Below are 14864 nucleotides of genomic sequence, written 5' to 3' on the forward strand. Positions count from 1 at the left end.
CCCATCTGGCCCCACCGGCTACGCCGTGCGCCTGCTCAGCGGATCAGCGTCATCAGCGGCAGGCGCACGATCCGGGCATCGGCCAGCGCGGCGACCGTGCGCAGCAGGGCATCCGGATCTTCCAGGTCGAACACGCCGCTGAGCTGCATCCGGCGAAGGCCGTCGCCGAGCACGACCACCCGATCGGCCACATAGCGCTCCAGTTCAGCCGCAATCGTCGCCAGTGGCTGCCGGTTGAAGATCAGCTTGCCGCGGATCCAGGCCGTCAATGCTTCAGCATCGACCGCTTCGACCAGGCCCAGCACGTCCGCACTGAAGGCCATGCACTGGTTCGCGGCGAGCGTGGCCTTGCCTGCCGCGTTGTGTACTTCGGCGCTGCCTTCCAGCACGGTGAGCGTGCTGCGACGGGATTCGCGGCGCAGCGAACAGCGCCCGGAACCGATCAGGATCTCGCCGTCACGGCACTGGGCCACGAATGGCCTGCCGGCATCGGCGACCACGTCGAACAGGACCTCGCCGGACGCAACCGATACGTGCCGACGGGTTGCTGAAAAGGCCACCGAGAGCGCGCTTGCGGTATTGAGCCAGGCCTGCGAGCCATCGGGCAGCGCGAACTGCCGGCGTTCGCCGGTGCGCGTGCGCTGGTCCGCAAACAGGCTGGCAGGCGGCAGCAGCAGGCCACTGGCGGCCAGTCCTGCCACGGCAGCGGCAGATACCCCGCCGGCCAGGAACGCACGGCGGCTGATGCGGCGGCGTGGCGCGGGAGACAGCGCCTGCACCCAGCGCCGGTGTTCGTCGGCGACCTCGGTCCGCCCGATATCGTCCAGCAGGGCCTGGGCATGGCGGACGCTCGCGGCATGCGCCGGGGACCGTCCGCACCATTGTTCGAACGCAGCCCGCTCCGCTGGCGTCGGATGGCCGGCCATGCGGACCACCCACGAGATCGCCTCGTCGCTGAGTGTGTTGTTGCGGGATCGGAAGTGGTCGAGCATTGAGGCGTGGCGGTCGGCTGCGCTGGATGGAGGGACGCTGGGAATGTCACGTATACCCTTAAGACGACCAGGCCGACACAAAATTGCAGCAACCGGGGTGACGCCGGGATCGTGGTGTGGCGCTCAGGGCGGCGGCAGGCGGTTGCGGCAATGGCGCAGGGCCTGGGCAAGGTACTTGGCGACCATGCTTTCGGATACCGAGAGCCTGCGGGCGATTTCCGCATGCGGCAGGCCATCGACACGGAACAACAGCATGGCCAGGCGGGCATTGGGAGGCAGCTCGCGCAATACGCGGTCCAGTTGCTGCAGGTGATCGTGCGCCAGTGCCTGCCGTTCCGGATCCGGCGCCGGGTCCGGCAACGAGACATCCGGTTCACCACTGCCGGAACTGCGCTGCTCGCGGCGCGCGGCGTCGATGGCCAGGTTGCCGGCGACCCGGTAGATGAAGGCGCGCTCGTCGCGGATGTCTTCTTCGCGCCCTGGCCGGGACGCTGTTTCCAGCAGCCGCAGATACGTGTCCTGGACAACATCTTCGGCCCGGTCGCGATCGCCGGTGCGGCGACGCAGATGCCGGACAAGGTCATCGTACAGTTCAAGGAAACTGTCGATCAATCTGGAGGAAGGGCGGCTCATCAGGTACCGGTGCAGCATCCACGCTTGGACAACGGAGGCGTTCCCCGTGTCCAGTTCCCGGCTGGCTTATCGCTGGCTGACCCGCGCATCGTACCGCCAAATCGCCCGGAATGCCCCCCGGCGCAGGGTGCCATCAACAGCAGGCGCCTGCCATGGTGGGCCAGGTATCTGCGACCGGTTACGGATCGCCTGCTTTAAGTGCGTCCACCACCGCGCGCACGGCAGGCGAAAGCGGCGCGCCTGCCGCGTAGTAGAGGTGGAATCCGGGATAGGTCGGCGACCAGTCCGCCAGCACCCGCAACAGCCGTCCCTCGTCGATCATCGGTTGCGCGATACGGTCGACGCCGTGCCATAAGCCAATTCCGCTGAGCGCGGCGTACAGCATGAGGTCACTGTCGTCGGCCACCAGCGTGCCGTCGACATCGAGCGTGATGGTCTCGCCTGCGCGCTCGAACGACCAGCGGAAGAGCGCGCCTCCCGGTCCGCTGCGACAGCCGATGCATTGATGGCGCGCCAGATCGGCAGGATGTACCGGAGGCGGATGGGTAGCGAAATAGCCCGGCGAACCGACCACGGCCGTTGTGAATGGCTTTGTCACCGCCACCGCCACCATGTCCTGCGCCACCTCATGGCCAAGCTGGATACCGAGGTCGAAGCCCTCGACCAGGTCGCCCGGACGTTCGATCGTGCGGACATCGAGCGTCACATGCGGGTAGTCGCGCGCAAGCCGCCCGATCACCGGCGCGACGAGCATCTGGATGGCGAGCCGCGGGGCAGCCAGCCGTACCGTGCCCATGGGCGCATCTCCAGGGGTGCCGACCGCCGCGACCGCGTTATCCAGCAGCGCCAGCGCCGGTGCCAGATCCTGCAACAGCCGGGCGCCGGCCTCGGTCAGCGTCACCGACCTTGTGGTCCGGTTGAGCAGGCGTTGACCCAGCCGATTCTCCAGGGCGCGGACCGCATGGCTCAACGTGGACGCTGTCAGGCCGAGATCGAGCGCTGCCCGGCGGAAGCTGCGTGCCTCCGCCACCGCGGCGAAGGCGCGTACCTCGGCATATTCTCCCGGCTTCAGACGTCTGTTCATTGCTGAGTATCACCCATCAACCTGTTGCGTTCCCGTGCATTGTCCTGCCGTGTGCCCAGGCCTATCTTGGGTTATCGGTCCAACATGAAAACATGGTTCAGAATGAACAATCCAGGATTTCAACGCCTCGCAGGCAACGTCGTAATCGTCACCGGCGCAGGCTCCGGCATCGGCGAGACAGCCGCACGCGCCTTTGCCCGCGACGGCGCCAGGGTCGTGCTGGTCGGCCGGCGGGAAGCGCCCTTGGCCGCCGTTGCGGACGCGATCCAAGCCACCGGTGGCGAGGCGTTGGTCGTGGCAAGCGACGTCTCCGATGCGGATGACGTGAACGCCGTGATCGCCCGCACGATCGACCAGTTCGGTCAGCTCGACCACGTCTTCAACAATGCCGGCATTCAAGGCACGGGCGGGCCGATCATCGAAATGGCGGAGGCCGCCTTCGACGAGCTTATCGCCATCAACCTCAAAGGCCCATGGTTGATGACCCGCGCGGCCCTGCGCGTCATGATTCCCTCCGGCCGGCCGGGCGCAATCGTGAACACATCGTCCTTCCTGTCGACGGCCGCCACGGTCGGCACCTCTGCCTATTCCGCCAGCAAGGCGGGGCTCGATGCCATGGTCCGCGCGATCGCGCTGGAGGCCGGACCACACGGTATCCGCGTCAACAACATCAATCCTGGCGTGATCGACACGCCCATGCTGCGTTCGCATGGCGAAGCCATCATCCCGCCGCTCGCCGCCAGGGCGGCGCTGGGAAGGGTCGGCACACCGGAGGATATCGCCGGCGTCGCCGTATGGCTCTGTACCGACGAAGCGCGTTTCATCACTGGCCAGTCGATCCTGGTGGATGGCGGCTTCACGATTCCAGGGCCTCGCTAGGCAGGCATTGCCGCGACACCAGGCGCCCGCAGGCACATGGCGAAGTCCCCTGTCAGTCCTGGCGTGTCCCCTGCCCGGGTGCCGCGCGGACGATCGGCGCGACCGCATTACCCAGAAGTTCGATGGAACGCTTCATCGCCGCCGTTTCGAGGGAGGCGGTACTCATCTGGAAGGTGATGCGCGAGACACCGCCAAGCACTTCATCGGCACGGAGCATCTTGGCGGCGACGGTCGCCGGATCTCCGATCAGGAATGCCCCCTCCGGCCCCGCCATGCTGTCGAACTGCTGGCGTGTCGGCGGGGACCAGCCACGTTCACGGCCGACCCTCGCGGTCAGGTGCGCCCAGCCGGGGAAGAAGGCATCCCGGGCCGCCGCATCGGTTTCCGCGACGAATCCCATCGCGTGCACGCCCACCACCAGTTTTTCCGCTGCATGTCCGGCGCGCATGCCCGCTTCGCGATAGAGGTCCACGAGCGGACGAAAACGCGCGAAATCTCCGCCGATGATCGCGATCATCAGCGGAAGGCCAAGCGTGCCGGCACGAACAAAGGATTGCGGCGTGCCGCCAACGCCAATCCATAACGGCAGTCGTGGCTGGTGCGGTCGCGGGAAAACGCCCTGGCCACTGAGCGCTGGGCGGAACCGCCCCTTCCAGGTGGGATGGGGCGTGTCACCCAACTGCAGGAACAGCTCCAGCTTTTCGGCGAAGAGCTCGTCATAGGCGCCTGTGTCCAGGCCGAACAACGGGAATGCCTCGCCGAACGAACCACGACCGACGACGAGTTCCGCACGCCCCCTGGAGATCAGGTCGAGGGTCGCGAACTCCTGGAAAACCCGGACCGGGTCAGCCGCACTCAACACCGTCACCGCGCTGGTCAAGCGGATACGATCGGTGCGTGCTGCTGCCGCCGCGAGGATGATCGCCGGCGCGGAGTCGAGGAACTCGGCGCGATGATGCTCGCCGATGCCGAATACATCGAGTCCGGCACGATCGGCGGTTTCGACCTCCGCGAGCAGGTCGGCCATGCGATCGGCTGCCGACGGAAGCCTGCCGGTGAGCGGATCCGGAAGGATGGCGGCGAAACTGTCTACCCCGATTTCCATGGATGTCCTTTTGCTGGTGCGCAGGAAAGACCTTGCCATCGCGGCGAGGCGATGCGGTAGTGCCTTTTCCCGTCGTGCTGTGTCGCAGGAACTGGAACGAAGAATCGATGGCTTTCGTGCCACGCTTTGCCGCCGAACATCACCGCCGACAAGAGCATTCCCATGTCGATCCCAGCATTCCCACCTCCCCGAAAGCCCCTGCTGCTGGCAGCCAGCCTGGCACTGGCGGGCGTCGCCGCGTTCAGCATCCACGTCGGGATGCTGGCCGCGGGGGTCCCGTTCCCGCTGGCGCAACCGCCGACGTGGGCGCGCTGGCTCAGCAACGCGCTGGTCGCCAGCGCCCTGCTGGTGTTGCTCCGGCTCGCGCATCCACGCGTCGGCCACATGGGCGTGCTGGCGCGCACGCTGATCATCGCCTGCATCCTGATGGCGATCCAGGAAACGCTGCGGGCGCGGATCATGACCGGCGTGGTGACGACCGCCTGGATGGCGTCGGCACTGAGCCTTGTGCGGCCCGTGGCCAGTGCCCTGCTCCTTTCACTGCTGAGCGTGATCGCAGTCCGGTGGGTCCGCAGCGCGGCGTCCCTGGCCATCGCCGCGCTGGTGGTGGGTGCAGCGTACGTGGCCCTGCAACTGCTGCTGGGCCTGGTGCTTTCGCCGCTCACGGAACTGGTTGCGTCGTTGGGGCGCCCGGAGGCATACGCGTTTCCCTATCCGTTCCATGTCACCTTCCTGGCCTATCTGACGTTTGCCGAGCCGGTGATGGGCACCGCTGCGTTGCTGATGCTGGCCTGGGACCGGCTGCCGGCATCCAGGCCGGCGCGGCTGGCGGTGCTCGCGCTGATGGTCGCGCTGGTGAAGGGAGTCGTCGGCATGACCTTCCTCTACAGCTTCTTCATGACCCAGCCGCCGCTGCCCGGCATGCTCAGTTGGAGCCAGTTCCTGTTCGAGTTCCTCGCCCTCGGGGCCCTGGCGGGCGCTGCGTGGAAAGCTTTCGGGCCACCGGGTGCCCGCGCGCCGGCCACGCCATCGAACGCATGGCCGCAGTGATCACGGGATGAGGACGACGCGCCCAAGCCGGGCACTGCCTTCGGCATGGGCGTGGGCTGCTGCCGCCTCGGCAAGCGGAAAGGTCCGGTCGACGACCACGTCGAGATCGCCGCGCGCCGCCTGATCGAGCAGCTGGATGACCGTTTCATATACAGCCGATTTCTCGAACTGCGTGCCCATGAAGACGCCGAAAAGTGATTTGTTTTCCTGTAATGCCGGCCACAGATCGAGATCGAGCTTCGCCCCACCGGCATTGCCTACAAAGACCAGCCGCCCTTCCGCACGGAGCACCGCCAGGGATGCCTGCAAGGTGCTGCCGACCGGGTCGATGACCAGGTCGACCCCTCGCCCTGCCGTGAGCCGCGCTACCTCTTCGGCGACATCCACGACGCGATGGTCGATCGCGTGATCCAGCCCCAACGCGATCAGTCGGTTGATCCGCTCGGTGCCTGAGACCGTGGACAGCACCGTGGCACCTGCATGATGCGCCAGCTGGATGGCGGCCAGGCCAACGCCACCGGCGCCTGCCTGTACGAGGACCGTTTCTGCCCGTTGCAGGCCACCACGCGCGAACAGGCAGTGGTGGGCGGTCCCGAACGCGATTGGCAGCGCTGCTGCTGCCGCCATGTCCAGGCCATCCGGCACCGGCCATGTCCGACTGGCGGCAACCGCACGCAGCTCGGCATGCGATCCGGAGAGATCGAAACTGGTGACCTTCTGGCCCACCTGACGATCCCGCACATCCCGGCCAACGGCGACGACCACGCCTGCGGCCGCGAAGCCAACCACGAAAGACGGCCCTGGCGGGATGGACGAGGCCCGATGGATCAGGTCACCGCCTTCGATGGCGATGGCTTCGACGCGGATGACGACGCCGTCCGGCTGGCAGGCCGGATCAGGTACATCGGCATAACGCAGCACCCCCGGTGCACCAGGATGGTCGTAGATGGCGGCTTTCATCGATTCACCTCGATACTCCTCCGGGCGGAATGGTGGCGGCTGCACGCGGCGCCGCACGGGAAGCACCCATGATGCGCTTTTGGGGCCGCGCCAGCGTCATGCCGAGGTCTCCTTGCCGAGGAGGGTATCGATGGCGACACCGCCCTTGATGGCCAGCGTTACCGGCGTCCGTTCGGCGATGTCGGCCAGCTTCGCACGCTGCTGTGCGTCCAGTCCGGATATCACCAGTACACGTTCGATGCGGTTTGGCCCACCCCCGCGAGGGCGCAGGTGGCGCAGCTCCACCTGCAGCGAGGCAAGCGGCCACTGTTTGTGCTCGGCATACATCCGGAGTGTCATCGCCGTGCAGGCGCCGAGCGCGGAAAGCAGCAGGCCGAACGGCGACGGCCCGGCGTTCCTGCCGCCCTGCCCCTTTGGCTCGTCAGCGACGATCACGTGGCCACCAACATCCATCGTCACGGCGTAAGGCACGTCTTCGACATGTGCCGTCACCCGGGACAGGGTGTGGCCTGCACTGCCGGTCATTTTTTCTGTCATTGGAATTGCTCGCGACGGGGATATCGACGCCGGCCGCCTGTACCCAGGCAGCCGGCGCGGATGACATGTCGGCTCAGCCGGCGTTGCCTGCTACCGGCGTGTTGAGCAGTTGCTGCTCCCACAGGTAGGCAACACCGCTGCCGGCGGCATGCTGCTTGAGGACCTCGGTCAGCTCGGCGGCGTGTTCGGTGCGTGCCCAGTCACGCTGCCACTCCGAGGCCACCGCCATCCAGGTCATCATGTTCGCGCCCGCGGCGATCATGCGCTGGATGGCGACCTGGTGGGCTTCGACGGACGTGCCGCCTGACGCATCGGTCACCACCGTCACGTCCCAGCCTTCGCCGAGCGCCTGGATGGTCGGCATCGCGACACAGACCTCGGTCCACAGGCCGGCGATGATCAGTTGCTTGCGGCCCGTCGCCTTGACCGCGTCCACCACCTTCTTGTCTTCCCAGGTGTTGATGAAAGTCCGGTCGATCACTTCCTGGCCGGGGAAGACGTCGGTGATATGCGGGAAGATCAGGCCGCCGCGTTCTGCGATCACGCTGGTGAGGATGGTCGGTACGCCGAATGCCTTGGCGGTCTTGGCGAGCGCGGTGGAGTTGTTGACCACCGCATGCGGATCGTGGCTGTTGAGGTTCGCCAGCTGGTAGGGCTGGTGGTCGATCAGGACGAGCACGGAATCTTCGGGACGAAGCAGCGAATCAAGGCCATTGCGGAACGTCATGGATACATCCTTCTGTGGTCATGGGTGAAGTGGACATGCGGGCAGACATGCACGCTCGGTGCGCTGCCTCGGTAAAGACCTTGCCATCCGCATCGCGCGACGCGGTAGTACCGTTTCGCGTCGCGCTGTGTCGCCGAAACTGGAACGAAGAACCGGCAGCTTTCATGCAAAGCTGTGTCGCCATACGGAGGCCGCCAGCGTGGATGGCCCCATGATCAGGAAGGTGGGTTGATGGCCGAAGCGAGCCTGGGGCAGACGATTGGACCGGCAGTGGTGCTGATGGCAGCAGCCGTGGTCGCGGTGCCTTTGTTCCGGCGCCTGGGCCTTGGCTCGGTGCTGGGTTATTTTGCTGCCGGCGTGCTGGTGGGTCCTTCGGTGTTCGGGGTGTTCACCGATGCCCAGTCCATCCTGCATTTCTCCGAGCTTGGCGTGGTGATGTTCCTGTTCGTGATCGGGCTGGAACTGCGCCCGTACAAACTGTGGGCGATGCGCGGCCAGATCTTCGGGCTGGGGCTTGTGCAGGTCGCCGCCGCGATCACCGTGCTTGCACTGGCAGGCGTGGCGATCTTCGGCCTTTCCGCCCCGGTTGCCTTCGTTGCCGGTTCCGGCTTCGTCCTGTCCTCGACCGCCGTCATCATGTCGGTGCTGCAGGACCGCAGCGAGCTGTCGGGCACGGAAGGACAGAAGTCGGTCGCGATCCTGCTGTTCGAAGACCTGATGATCGTGCCGCTGCTGGCCGTGGTCGCCGTGCTGTCGCCGCTGTCACAGGGACAATCCGGCTGGACCGACGTGCTGCTGGCGCTTGCCGCGCTGCTGGTGCTGCTGGCGGTGTCGCGCTGGGGCCTGAATCCGTTCTTCGCACTGCTGGCAAGGACGCGGACACGCGAGGTGATGACGGCCGGTGCGCTGCTGGTGGTGCTGGGCGCGGCATTGCTGATGGACGTGGCTGGCCTGTCGATGGCGATGGGCGCGTTCCTGGCCGGGGTGATGCTGTCGAGCTCGAACTACAGGCACCAGATAGAAAGTGACATCGAGCCGTTCCGCGGCCTGCTGATGGGGCTGTTCTTCCTGGCGGTCGGCATGTCGCTGGACCTGTCGGTGGTCGTGGCCGAATGGCCGCTCCTGCTTTCCATGCTGGCCGTCTTCACCGTCGCCAAGGGCATCGTCGTCCATGCCGTGGCGCGCCTGTTCGGCGGATCCAACCACCAGGCGCTGCACCGCACGTCCATGTTCCTGCAGGGCGGGGAATTCGCTTTCGTGCTGTACGCCGCGGCCGTCTCGGGCGGCGTGATCGATGCACGGGAAAACGTGCTGTTCGCCACCGTGGTGATCCTGTCCATGGCCATGACCCCGCTGCTGATGATCGCGGCCGACCGGCTGCTGCGCACCGATGCATCGATGGACGGCGTGGACGCCGCCCGCGACCTGAAGGGGCGGATACTGGTGATCGGCTTTGGCCGCTTCGGCCAGATCAGTTCCCAGCTCCTCCTGTCGAAGGGCGTCAAGCTTTCGGTCATCGACAAGGACCCCGGACGGATCCGCGATGCGGGCCGTTATGGGTTCAAGGTGTTCTTCGGCGATGGGGCCCGGCTGGATACCCTGCGCCAATCCGGTGCAGGCGAAGCGGATGCCATCATGGTCTGCATCGACGCCCCGAAGGATGCGATGCAGATCGTGGAACTGGCACGGCACGAGTTTCCGCAGGCCAGGCTGCTGGTTCGCAGCTTTGACCGTGACCATGCGGTGGAGCTGATCCGCGCAGGAGTGGATTACCAGATACGGGAGACGGTGGAATCGGCCTACCTGATGGGGGCGGAAGGCCTTCGAGCGCTGGGCTATGCCGAGGTCGATATAGAGGAGGCAGCCGGGGACATCCGCCAACGGGATGGCGAGCGCCTGTCCGAACAGGTGCAGGGGGACGCCATGTCGGGCCGTGATCGGATGCTCAACAACGCCGAGCCGACATCCTGGCGGGATGCCGGCTCACCGTAAGGCCACGATTGAATGCCTGGAGCGCGGCTTTCGTCATGTAATAAACCGTGCCGGGTACACCGCGGGGTTGTCATTGCGGGTTTCCTGGACCGTGGCCGGGCCCAACCCGGCCGACGGCATGTTGGTTTATCGGCGCGTGATGCAGATCTGTCGACGGGGGTAATCGAATGCGATCACGCCACCGCTCCATAGCGGCACGCCCAGCGTTCCGTCGATCACGCCCTGTTCGAAGGCAGGCACATTGGAGGTCAGGCTGACGTCCAATGCGCCGAAGCGGGTTGTGCCGGCGCGGACTTCCGCCACGCGGGCGACCGTGCCCTGCACTTCCCCGCCGACGCCATGTCCGACCTGCTTCGAGACTCCCCCCTGCACCAGGGCCTTGCCCACTTCGCTGCGAACGAAAGGCCCACCGAGCACCAGCGCACCATGCCGGGTACCCAGGTCGACCAGGACCTTCAGGCGAACGGGGGGCTGGTCCAGGGATGGCCAGACTTCCAGCTCCACGACGGGCGCATCATGCACGACGTCCAGCGGGATCGGTGCAGCGCATTCCACGCCGCTCCCGGACGGACCGAACGTTACCTGCTGGTTGGCGTAGTCAACGCTCACCGCGCCATACTTGAAGGCAGGCGCACCGAGCAGCACATCGACGGGAAACTGCGCTGACGATGACAGGTGGCCCAGGTCCATGGCGTAGCCGGCGACATCTGCAAATGCCAACGGACCGGCCACCAGCCTGGCAATGGTTACCGGCATGAGCGCCTTGGCCTCGGCACCGGCGCCCGCTGCATCACCAGCCGGGCTGCCCTCCTGCAGCCCCAGTCCTGCACTGACCTGGCGGTCGACGAGGATCGCCCCCGCTCCACTGTCCAGCACGCCGCTGTGCTTCCTTCCATTCACCTCCACCTCGATGCGGACGAGGTTGTCCTTGAGTTCGAAGGGAATGACCTGCGGCTGCGATGGCATCCGTACCGGTTTGTCCGATCCAGATGGAGACGCTGCCGAAGACTGCTGCGTGGAAGCATCCTGTCCCGATTGATCGGCCGCTGTCGTTGCGTACGCCGGGAGGCAGGCTGCGGTGGCCAGGGCGATCGCCGCAGCCAACATGGCTTTGGCAGGTGCCCCGGAATTCAATGTGGTCATCACGATGTCATGGCTCCTGTCCGTTACTCGATGAATGCCAACAGATCAGCATTGATGACATCGGGGTGGGTGGCGAACAAGCCGTGCGACAGGCCGGGATAGGTCTTCAGCGTGCCGTTGGACAGCAGCGCGATCGCTTTGCGTGCCGACGCATCGATCGGCACCACCTGGTCGTCTTCGCCATGCATCAACAGCACCGGCAAAGAAACGGCCTGCAGATCCTCGGTGAAGTCCGTTTCGGAGAAGGCGGCAATGCAATCATGATGGGCCTTCGCGCCGCCCATCATGGCCTGTCGCCACCAGTTGCGGATCAGTCCGTCGCTCACCTCGGCACCTTCGCGGTTGAAACCATAGAAGGGACCGGTGGGAACATCGAGGAAGAACTGCGCGCGGTTGCGGAGCAGCGCTTCGCGGAATCCGTCGAACACCGCCATGGGCAGCCCGCCGGGGTACCGTGGCGTGGCCAGCATGATCGGGGGCACCGCACCGATCAACACGGCTTTGGAAACCCGGCCGGGCTCGCTGCGAGCGACGTAGCGGATGACTTCGCCGCCACCGGTGGAGTGCCCGACATGGACGGCATCTTCCAGGTCGAGTGCGCGGACCAGCTCGGCGACGTCGGCGGCATAGGTATCCATCTCGTTGCCGGTATCACTTTGATCGGAACGACCGTGGCCGCGACGGTCGTGCGCGATGACACGGTAGCCCTTGCCGAGGAAAAACAGCATCTGGTTGTCCCAGTCGTCCGCGCTCAATGGCCAGCCGTGATGGAACACGATGGGCCGGGCATCTTTCGGACCCCAATCCTTGTAGAAGATGCGGGTGCCGTCCTGGGTGGTGAGCGTCGCCATGTTCGGGTTCCTGTTGGTTGGTCGAAGAAGGAGGTGAGCGTCGGCTCATTCGCAGCAGTGTGCTGTTGCCCCATCCGGCGGGGTAGTACCATTTCGGGGTGCGCTGTGTTGCTGAATGAGGAACGCCGGATTGGACATCGAGGAACTGCAGACATTCGTGGAAGTTGCCGATGCCGGGGGTATTTCACCTGCCGCGATCCGGCTGGGCGTATCCAAGTCGATCGTCAGCCGTCGGCTCGCCCGGCTTGAAGCCGAGCTTGGCGTGCAGCTGCTTGCACGCTCCACGCGCGGGGCTGGCCTGACCGAAGCCGGCGTCATGTTCCGTGACCATGCTGCCAGGGCCTGTGCGGAGATCGAGGTGGCCAAGGAAACCATGCTGCCTGAAGGTGAACTACGCGGGCGCTTCCGGGTTGCCGCGCCGCTATCTTTCGGCCCGGTCCATTTCGCTCCCGTGCTTGCTGAAATGGCACGGCAGCACCCCCGGCTCCATATCCAGACCTGCTACAGCGATCGCTTCGTCGACCTCATCGCCGAAGGTTTTGACTGCGCGATCCGGGTCGGCAACCTGCAGGACTCCAACCTGCTCGCCAGGCGGGTCGGCCCCATCCACGGCAATCTTTTCGCGAGCCCGGACTACCTCAAGGCGCATGGCACGCCTGAGACGCCCGAAGAGCTCCTCTCCCATGAGGCGCTCATGCAGGGGACTGAAAGCTGGCACTTCATGGATGGCAACAGGACCATCACGATCAGGCCGCAGGGCCGCTTCAAGGCCGACAACGGCGTAGCACTGGTCGCTGCCGCCGTGGCCGGGCTTGGTATCGCCCGGGTACCTGATGGCCTCACCCACGAGCACGTGGCATCCGGTGCGCTGGTGCCGGTCATGCCCCACCACCCGCCGCCGCCGGCAGGCATCTATGTCGTCCGCCCGCCCAGCCTGCATCCGGCGCGGAAAGTGCGCGTGCTGACCGAACTGCTGGTCGACTGCTTCGGGCAGGCGCAGCCGATTGCATCGGCGACGCCATCGCGCTGACGTCATTCATCCCCGTAGTAGCTGCCGAAGTACTTCACCGGCGACCACGCCGGAAGGATCGCAGGCAGCTGCGGCGACAGATGGCCGTAGTCCTGCGCGCCAAACACGACCTTGCCGTCCATGACCGTCAGAACGGAAGAGATGGATTCGATCTGATCTTCCGGCACGGCGAAGTAGTCCCTGTCGAGCACGGCGAAATCTGCCAGGTTTCCCGGTGCGATCATGCCCAGCTCGGCTTCCGCATCCATGAACCACGTCGCCCCACGGGTGAACAGCGCCAGTGCTTCGATGCGGGAGAGCCTGTTGTCCTTGGCGAGGACCTCCGATCCGGACACAGATTTGCCCGATACCATCCAGCTTATGCCGACCCACGGGTTGAACGTGGCGGCCCGGAATGCGTCGGTGGTCATGGCCAGCGGGATGCCGCTATCCACGAGCGCGCGCAGGCGCGGTGTCTCCAGGGCTTTTTCGCGGCCATGGGTCTTGATGAAGCCATCGGCGTGCAACGCCATCTTGGCGTCCAGGGCGATACCGCCGCCCAGCTTTTTCACCCGAGCGATGTTTTCCGGACTGATGGTTTCGGCGTGTTCCAGGCTCCATCGCAGGCCATCGAGCGGGACGGTTTCGTTGACCTTTTCCAGGCCGTCGAGAAAGGACGAGATGTTCTCGTCATAACTGGCGTGCATGCGGAAGGGGATGCGCCGCTGTACCAGCTTCATCACATCCTGCTCGACGAAGCGCCGCATCTTCCCGGGCTCGATGATGACCGCTGGACGGTCGAAGTTCTCATGATCATGCACTTCCCCGCTCAGCACCTCCCCGGCGCCCCGATATTCATGGCCATGGGCCAAGCTGGGATGCAGGTTCTGCCCTGGACTTATCGGCGCGGTTTTCGTGATGGCGTCAAGTTCCAGATCCACCATGTTCACCGGACCGCCGTCGCCGAGTTGCAGGTCCACGAAGGGCATGCGCACGTTCAGTCGGTTGTCCCGTGCCAGCACGTCCACCCTGGCCTGGGCCTCGGGGTATGGCCACCTGCCGCCGTTGTCGATGATGGACGTCACGCCGAACCGGTTCAGTCCACGGACGCTGTAGACAATCGAGTTCACCTGTTCGTCGAAGGTGGGCTGCGGCACCATGGCTTCCAATGCGAGGAACAGCCACGTGTAGCCGTGGACCACCCCGGTGGGATTGCCGCGACCGTCCTTCTCGAATTCGATGTCCGGCAACGTCGGGAACCGGTCGGTACCCACGCCAAGTGCCTCCATCGCCTGCGGGTTCAAGAAAGCACGGTTATAGGCGTATTGCACGATCATGGGCCGGTTGGGCACGGCCTTGCGCAGTTCGGCCAGGGTGGGAAAGCGGTTCTCCTCGAACTGATAGGGGGACCAGCCGCCGATCACCTTGACCCACTGCCCCTCCGGCGTGCGTTTGGCCTGCTCGCCGAGCATGGCCAACGCACGGCGCAACGTCGGCACGCCATCCCACCGGACGTTGTAGTTGTAGGCCAGGTCGTTGAGCACGTGCGTATGTGCATCGATGATGCCGGGGATCAGCCTGCGGCTGCGCGCATCAATCACCTTGGTCGTGGAATTCTTCAGCGAAAGAATGTCCGCATCAGAGCCAACGGAAAAGATGCGGCCACTCTTGACGGCCAACGCCGATGCTTCGGGTTGCGCGCGATTGCCGGTGAATATCCTGGCGTTGACGACGACCAGGTCAGCGCCGGCGTCCTCCTGCGCTGGTTGCGCATGGACCCCGGAGAGCGAGGAGATCGCAACAAGCGTAATGAGTATTTTCCTGATCATCCTATCCTCGACGGGGCTGTCGCCCCCGGTAAAGCGGGTCCATGACCCGCTGTTTCTGGCGGTGACGGGCATG

At 65.4% G+C, this 14864-nt stretch carries 14 protein-coding genes; 4 read left to right on the forward strand and 10 right to left on the reverse strand.

What is annotated here, in order from left to right; translation table 11 throughout:
- Window positions 1-35: 35 nt before the first annotated feature.
- From H4O11_RS12475 to H4O11_RS12485, 3 genes are all read right to left on the reverse strand, one after another.
- The gene (locus tag H4O11_RS12475) at window positions 36-992 is read right to left on the reverse strand and encodes a FecR family protein (RefSeq protein ID WP_182339758.1); all 957 of its coding nucleotides are present in this window, start codon (window positions 990-992) and stop codon (window positions 36-38) included.
- 123 nt (window positions 993-1115) lie between these two features.
- Window positions 1116-1625, reverse strand: coding sequence for an RNA polymerase sigma factor (locus H4O11_RS12480; protein WP_182339759.1), 510 nt, complete (start codon window positions 1623-1625; stop codon window positions 1116-1118).
- A gap of 178 nt (window positions 1626-1803) precedes the next feature.
- Window positions 1804-2709 carry a LysR family transcriptional regulator gene (locus tag H4O11_RS12485; protein ID WP_182339760.1) on the reverse strand — a complete coding sequence of 302 codons (906 nt, stop codon included), beginning with the start codon at window positions 2707-2709 and terminating at the stop codon, window positions 1804-1806.
- Window positions 2710-2793: 84 nt separating this feature from the next.
- Between H4O11_RS12485 and H4O11_RS12490 the strand changes: the two genes are divergently transcribed.
- The gene (locus tag H4O11_RS12490) at window positions 2794-3588 is read left to right on the forward strand and encodes an SDR family NAD(P)-dependent oxidoreductase (RefSeq protein WP_220466723.1); all 795 of its coding nucleotides are present in this window, start codon (window positions 2794-2796) and stop codon (window positions 3586-3588) included.
- 52 nt (window positions 3589-3640) lie between these two features.
- Here H4O11_RS12490 and H4O11_RS12495 read toward each other — a convergent pair whose 3' ends face one another.
- Window positions 3641-4732 (reverse strand): Atu2307/SP_0267 family LLM class monooxygenase, encoded by a 1092-nt coding sequence (locus H4O11_RS12495; protein WP_343042835.1) that lies wholly within the window; start codon window positions 4730-4732, stop codon window positions 3641-3643.
- An 87-nt stretch (window positions 4733-4819) separates the two neighbouring features.
- On the opposite strand from H4O11_RS12495, the gene H4O11_RS12500 reads away from it, so the two are divergent.
- On the forward strand, window positions 4820-5743 hold the full coding sequence (locus tag H4O11_RS12500) for a hypothetical protein (protein ID WP_182339919.1): 924 nt from the start codon (window positions 4820-4822) through the stop codon (window positions 5741-5743).
- Here H4O11_RS12500 and H4O11_RS12505 read toward each other — a convergent pair whose 3' ends face one another.
- The 3 genes from H4O11_RS12505 to H4O11_RS12515 form a co-directional block, all read right to left on the reverse strand.
- Complete coding sequence (locus H4O11_RS12505) at window positions 5744-6703, reverse strand: quinone oxidoreductase family protein (RefSeq protein WP_182339762.1); 960 nt, start codon at window positions 6701-6703, stop codon at window positions 5744-5746.
- A gap of 96 nt (window positions 6704-6799) precedes the next feature.
- A complete protein-coding gene (locus H4O11_RS12510) occupies window positions 6800-7240 on the reverse strand; it encodes an OsmC family protein (protein WP_220466726.1) in 441 nt (146 codons plus the stop codon).
- A gap of 73 nt (window positions 7241-7313) precedes the next feature.
- Window positions 7314-7967 (reverse strand): hydrolase, encoded by a 654-nt coding sequence (locus tag H4O11_RS12515; RefSeq protein ID WP_182339763.1) that lies wholly within the window; start codon window positions 7965-7967, stop codon window positions 7314-7316.
- A 231-nt stretch (window positions 7968-8198) separates the two neighbouring features.
- Between H4O11_RS12515 and H4O11_RS12520 the strand changes: the two genes are divergently transcribed.
- A complete protein-coding gene (locus H4O11_RS12520; RefSeq protein WP_182339764.1) occupies window positions 8199-9959 on the forward strand; it encodes a monovalent cation:proton antiporter-2 (CPA2) family protein in 1761 nt (586 codons plus the stop codon).
- Window positions 9960-10085: 126 nt separating this feature from the next.
- On the opposite strand, the gene H4O11_RS12525 is transcribed toward H4O11_RS12520, so the two are convergent.
- Together H4O11_RS12525 and H4O11_RS12530 are read right to left on the reverse strand one after the other, a co-directional pair.
- On the reverse strand, window positions 10086-10925 hold the full coding sequence (locus tag H4O11_RS12525) for an aspartyl protease family protein (protein ID WP_182339765.1): 840 nt from the start codon (window positions 10923-10925) through the stop codon (window positions 10086-10088).
- 200 nt (window positions 10926-11125) lie between these two features.
- The gene (locus H4O11_RS12530) at window positions 11126-11953 is read right to left on the reverse strand and encodes an alpha/beta fold hydrolase (RefSeq protein ID WP_182339766.1); all 828 of its coding nucleotides are present in this window, start codon (window positions 11951-11953) and stop codon (window positions 11126-11128) included.
- Between the two features lie 115 nt (window positions 11954-12068).
- On the opposite strand from H4O11_RS12530, the gene H4O11_RS12535 reads away from it, so the two are divergent.
- Window positions 12069-12983, forward strand: a complete 915-nt coding sequence (locus H4O11_RS12535) for a LysR family transcriptional regulator (protein ID WP_246333464.1) — start codon at window positions 12069-12071, stop codon at window positions 12981-12983.
- A 2-nt stretch (window positions 12984-12985) separates the two neighbouring features.
- Here H4O11_RS12535 and H4O11_RS12540 read toward each other — a convergent pair whose 3' ends face one another.
- Complete coding sequence (locus tag H4O11_RS12540; RefSeq protein ID WP_220466727.1) at window positions 12986-14863, reverse strand: amidohydrolase; 1878 nt, start codon at window positions 14861-14863, stop codon at window positions 12986-12988.
- Between the last annotated feature and the right edge of the window lies 1 nt (window position 14864).

Origin of the sequence: Stenotrophomonas tumulicola, assembly GCF_014117215.1 — a bacterium.
GTDB classification, from domain to species: domain Bacteria; phylum Pseudomonadota; class Gammaproteobacteria; order Xanthomonadales; family Xanthomonadaceae; genus Stenotrophomonas; species Stenotrophomonas tumulicola.

Excerpts from the sequence above, each read along its gene's own strand:
- H4O11_RS12490 (WP_220466723.1), top strand. The coding sequence starts at position 2,794 with ATGAAAACATGGTTCAGAATGAACAATCCAGGATTTCAACGCCTCGCA.
- H4O11_RS12540 (WP_220466727.1), bottom strand. The coding sequence starts at position 14,863 with ATGCCCGTCACCGCCAGAAACAGCGGGTCATGGACCCGCTTTACCGGG.
- H4O11_RS12475 (WP_182339758.1), bottom strand. The coding sequence starts at position 992 with ATGCTCGACCACTTCCGATCCCGCAACAACACACTCAGCGACGAGGCG.
- H4O11_RS12525 (WP_182339765.1), bottom strand. The coding sequence starts at position 10,925 with ATGCCATCGCAGCCGCAGGTCATTCCCTTCGAACTCAAGGACAACCTC.
- H4O11_RS12515 (WP_182339763.1), bottom strand. The coding sequence starts at position 7,967 with ATGACGTTCCGCAATGGCCTTGATTCGCTGCTTCGTCCCGAAGATTCC.
- H4O11_RS12520 (WP_182339764.1), top strand. The coding sequence starts at position 8,199 with ATGGCCGAAGCGAGCCTGGGGCAGACGATTGGACCGGCAGTGGTGCTG.
- H4O11_RS12485 (WP_182339760.1), bottom strand. The coding sequence starts at position 2,709 with ATGAACAGACGTCTGAAGCCGGGAGAATATGCCGAGGTACGCGCCTTC.
- H4O11_RS12480 (WP_182339759.1), bottom strand. The coding sequence starts at position 1,625 with ATGAGCCGCCCTTCCTCCAGATTGATCGACAGTTTCCTTGAACTGTAC.
- H4O11_RS12495 (WP_343042835.1), bottom strand. The coding sequence starts at position 4,732 with ATGGCAAGGTCTTTCCTGCGCACCAGCAAAAGGACATCCATGGAAATC.
- H4O11_RS12535 (WP_246333464.1), top strand. The coding sequence starts at position 12,069 with ATGAGGAACGCCGGATTGGACATCGAGGAACTGCAGACATTCGTGGAA.
- H4O11_RS12505 (WP_182339762.1), bottom strand. The coding sequence starts at position 6,703 with ATGAAAGCCGCCATCTACGACCATCCTGGTGCACCGGGGGTGCTGCGT.
- H4O11_RS12530 (WP_182339766.1), bottom strand. The coding sequence starts at position 11,953 with ATGGCGACGCTCACCACCCAGGACGGCACCCGCATCTTCTACAAGGAT.
- H4O11_RS12510 (WP_220466726.1), bottom strand. The coding sequence starts at position 7,240 with ATGACAGAAAAAATGACCGGCAGTGCAGGCCACACCCTGTCCCGGGTG.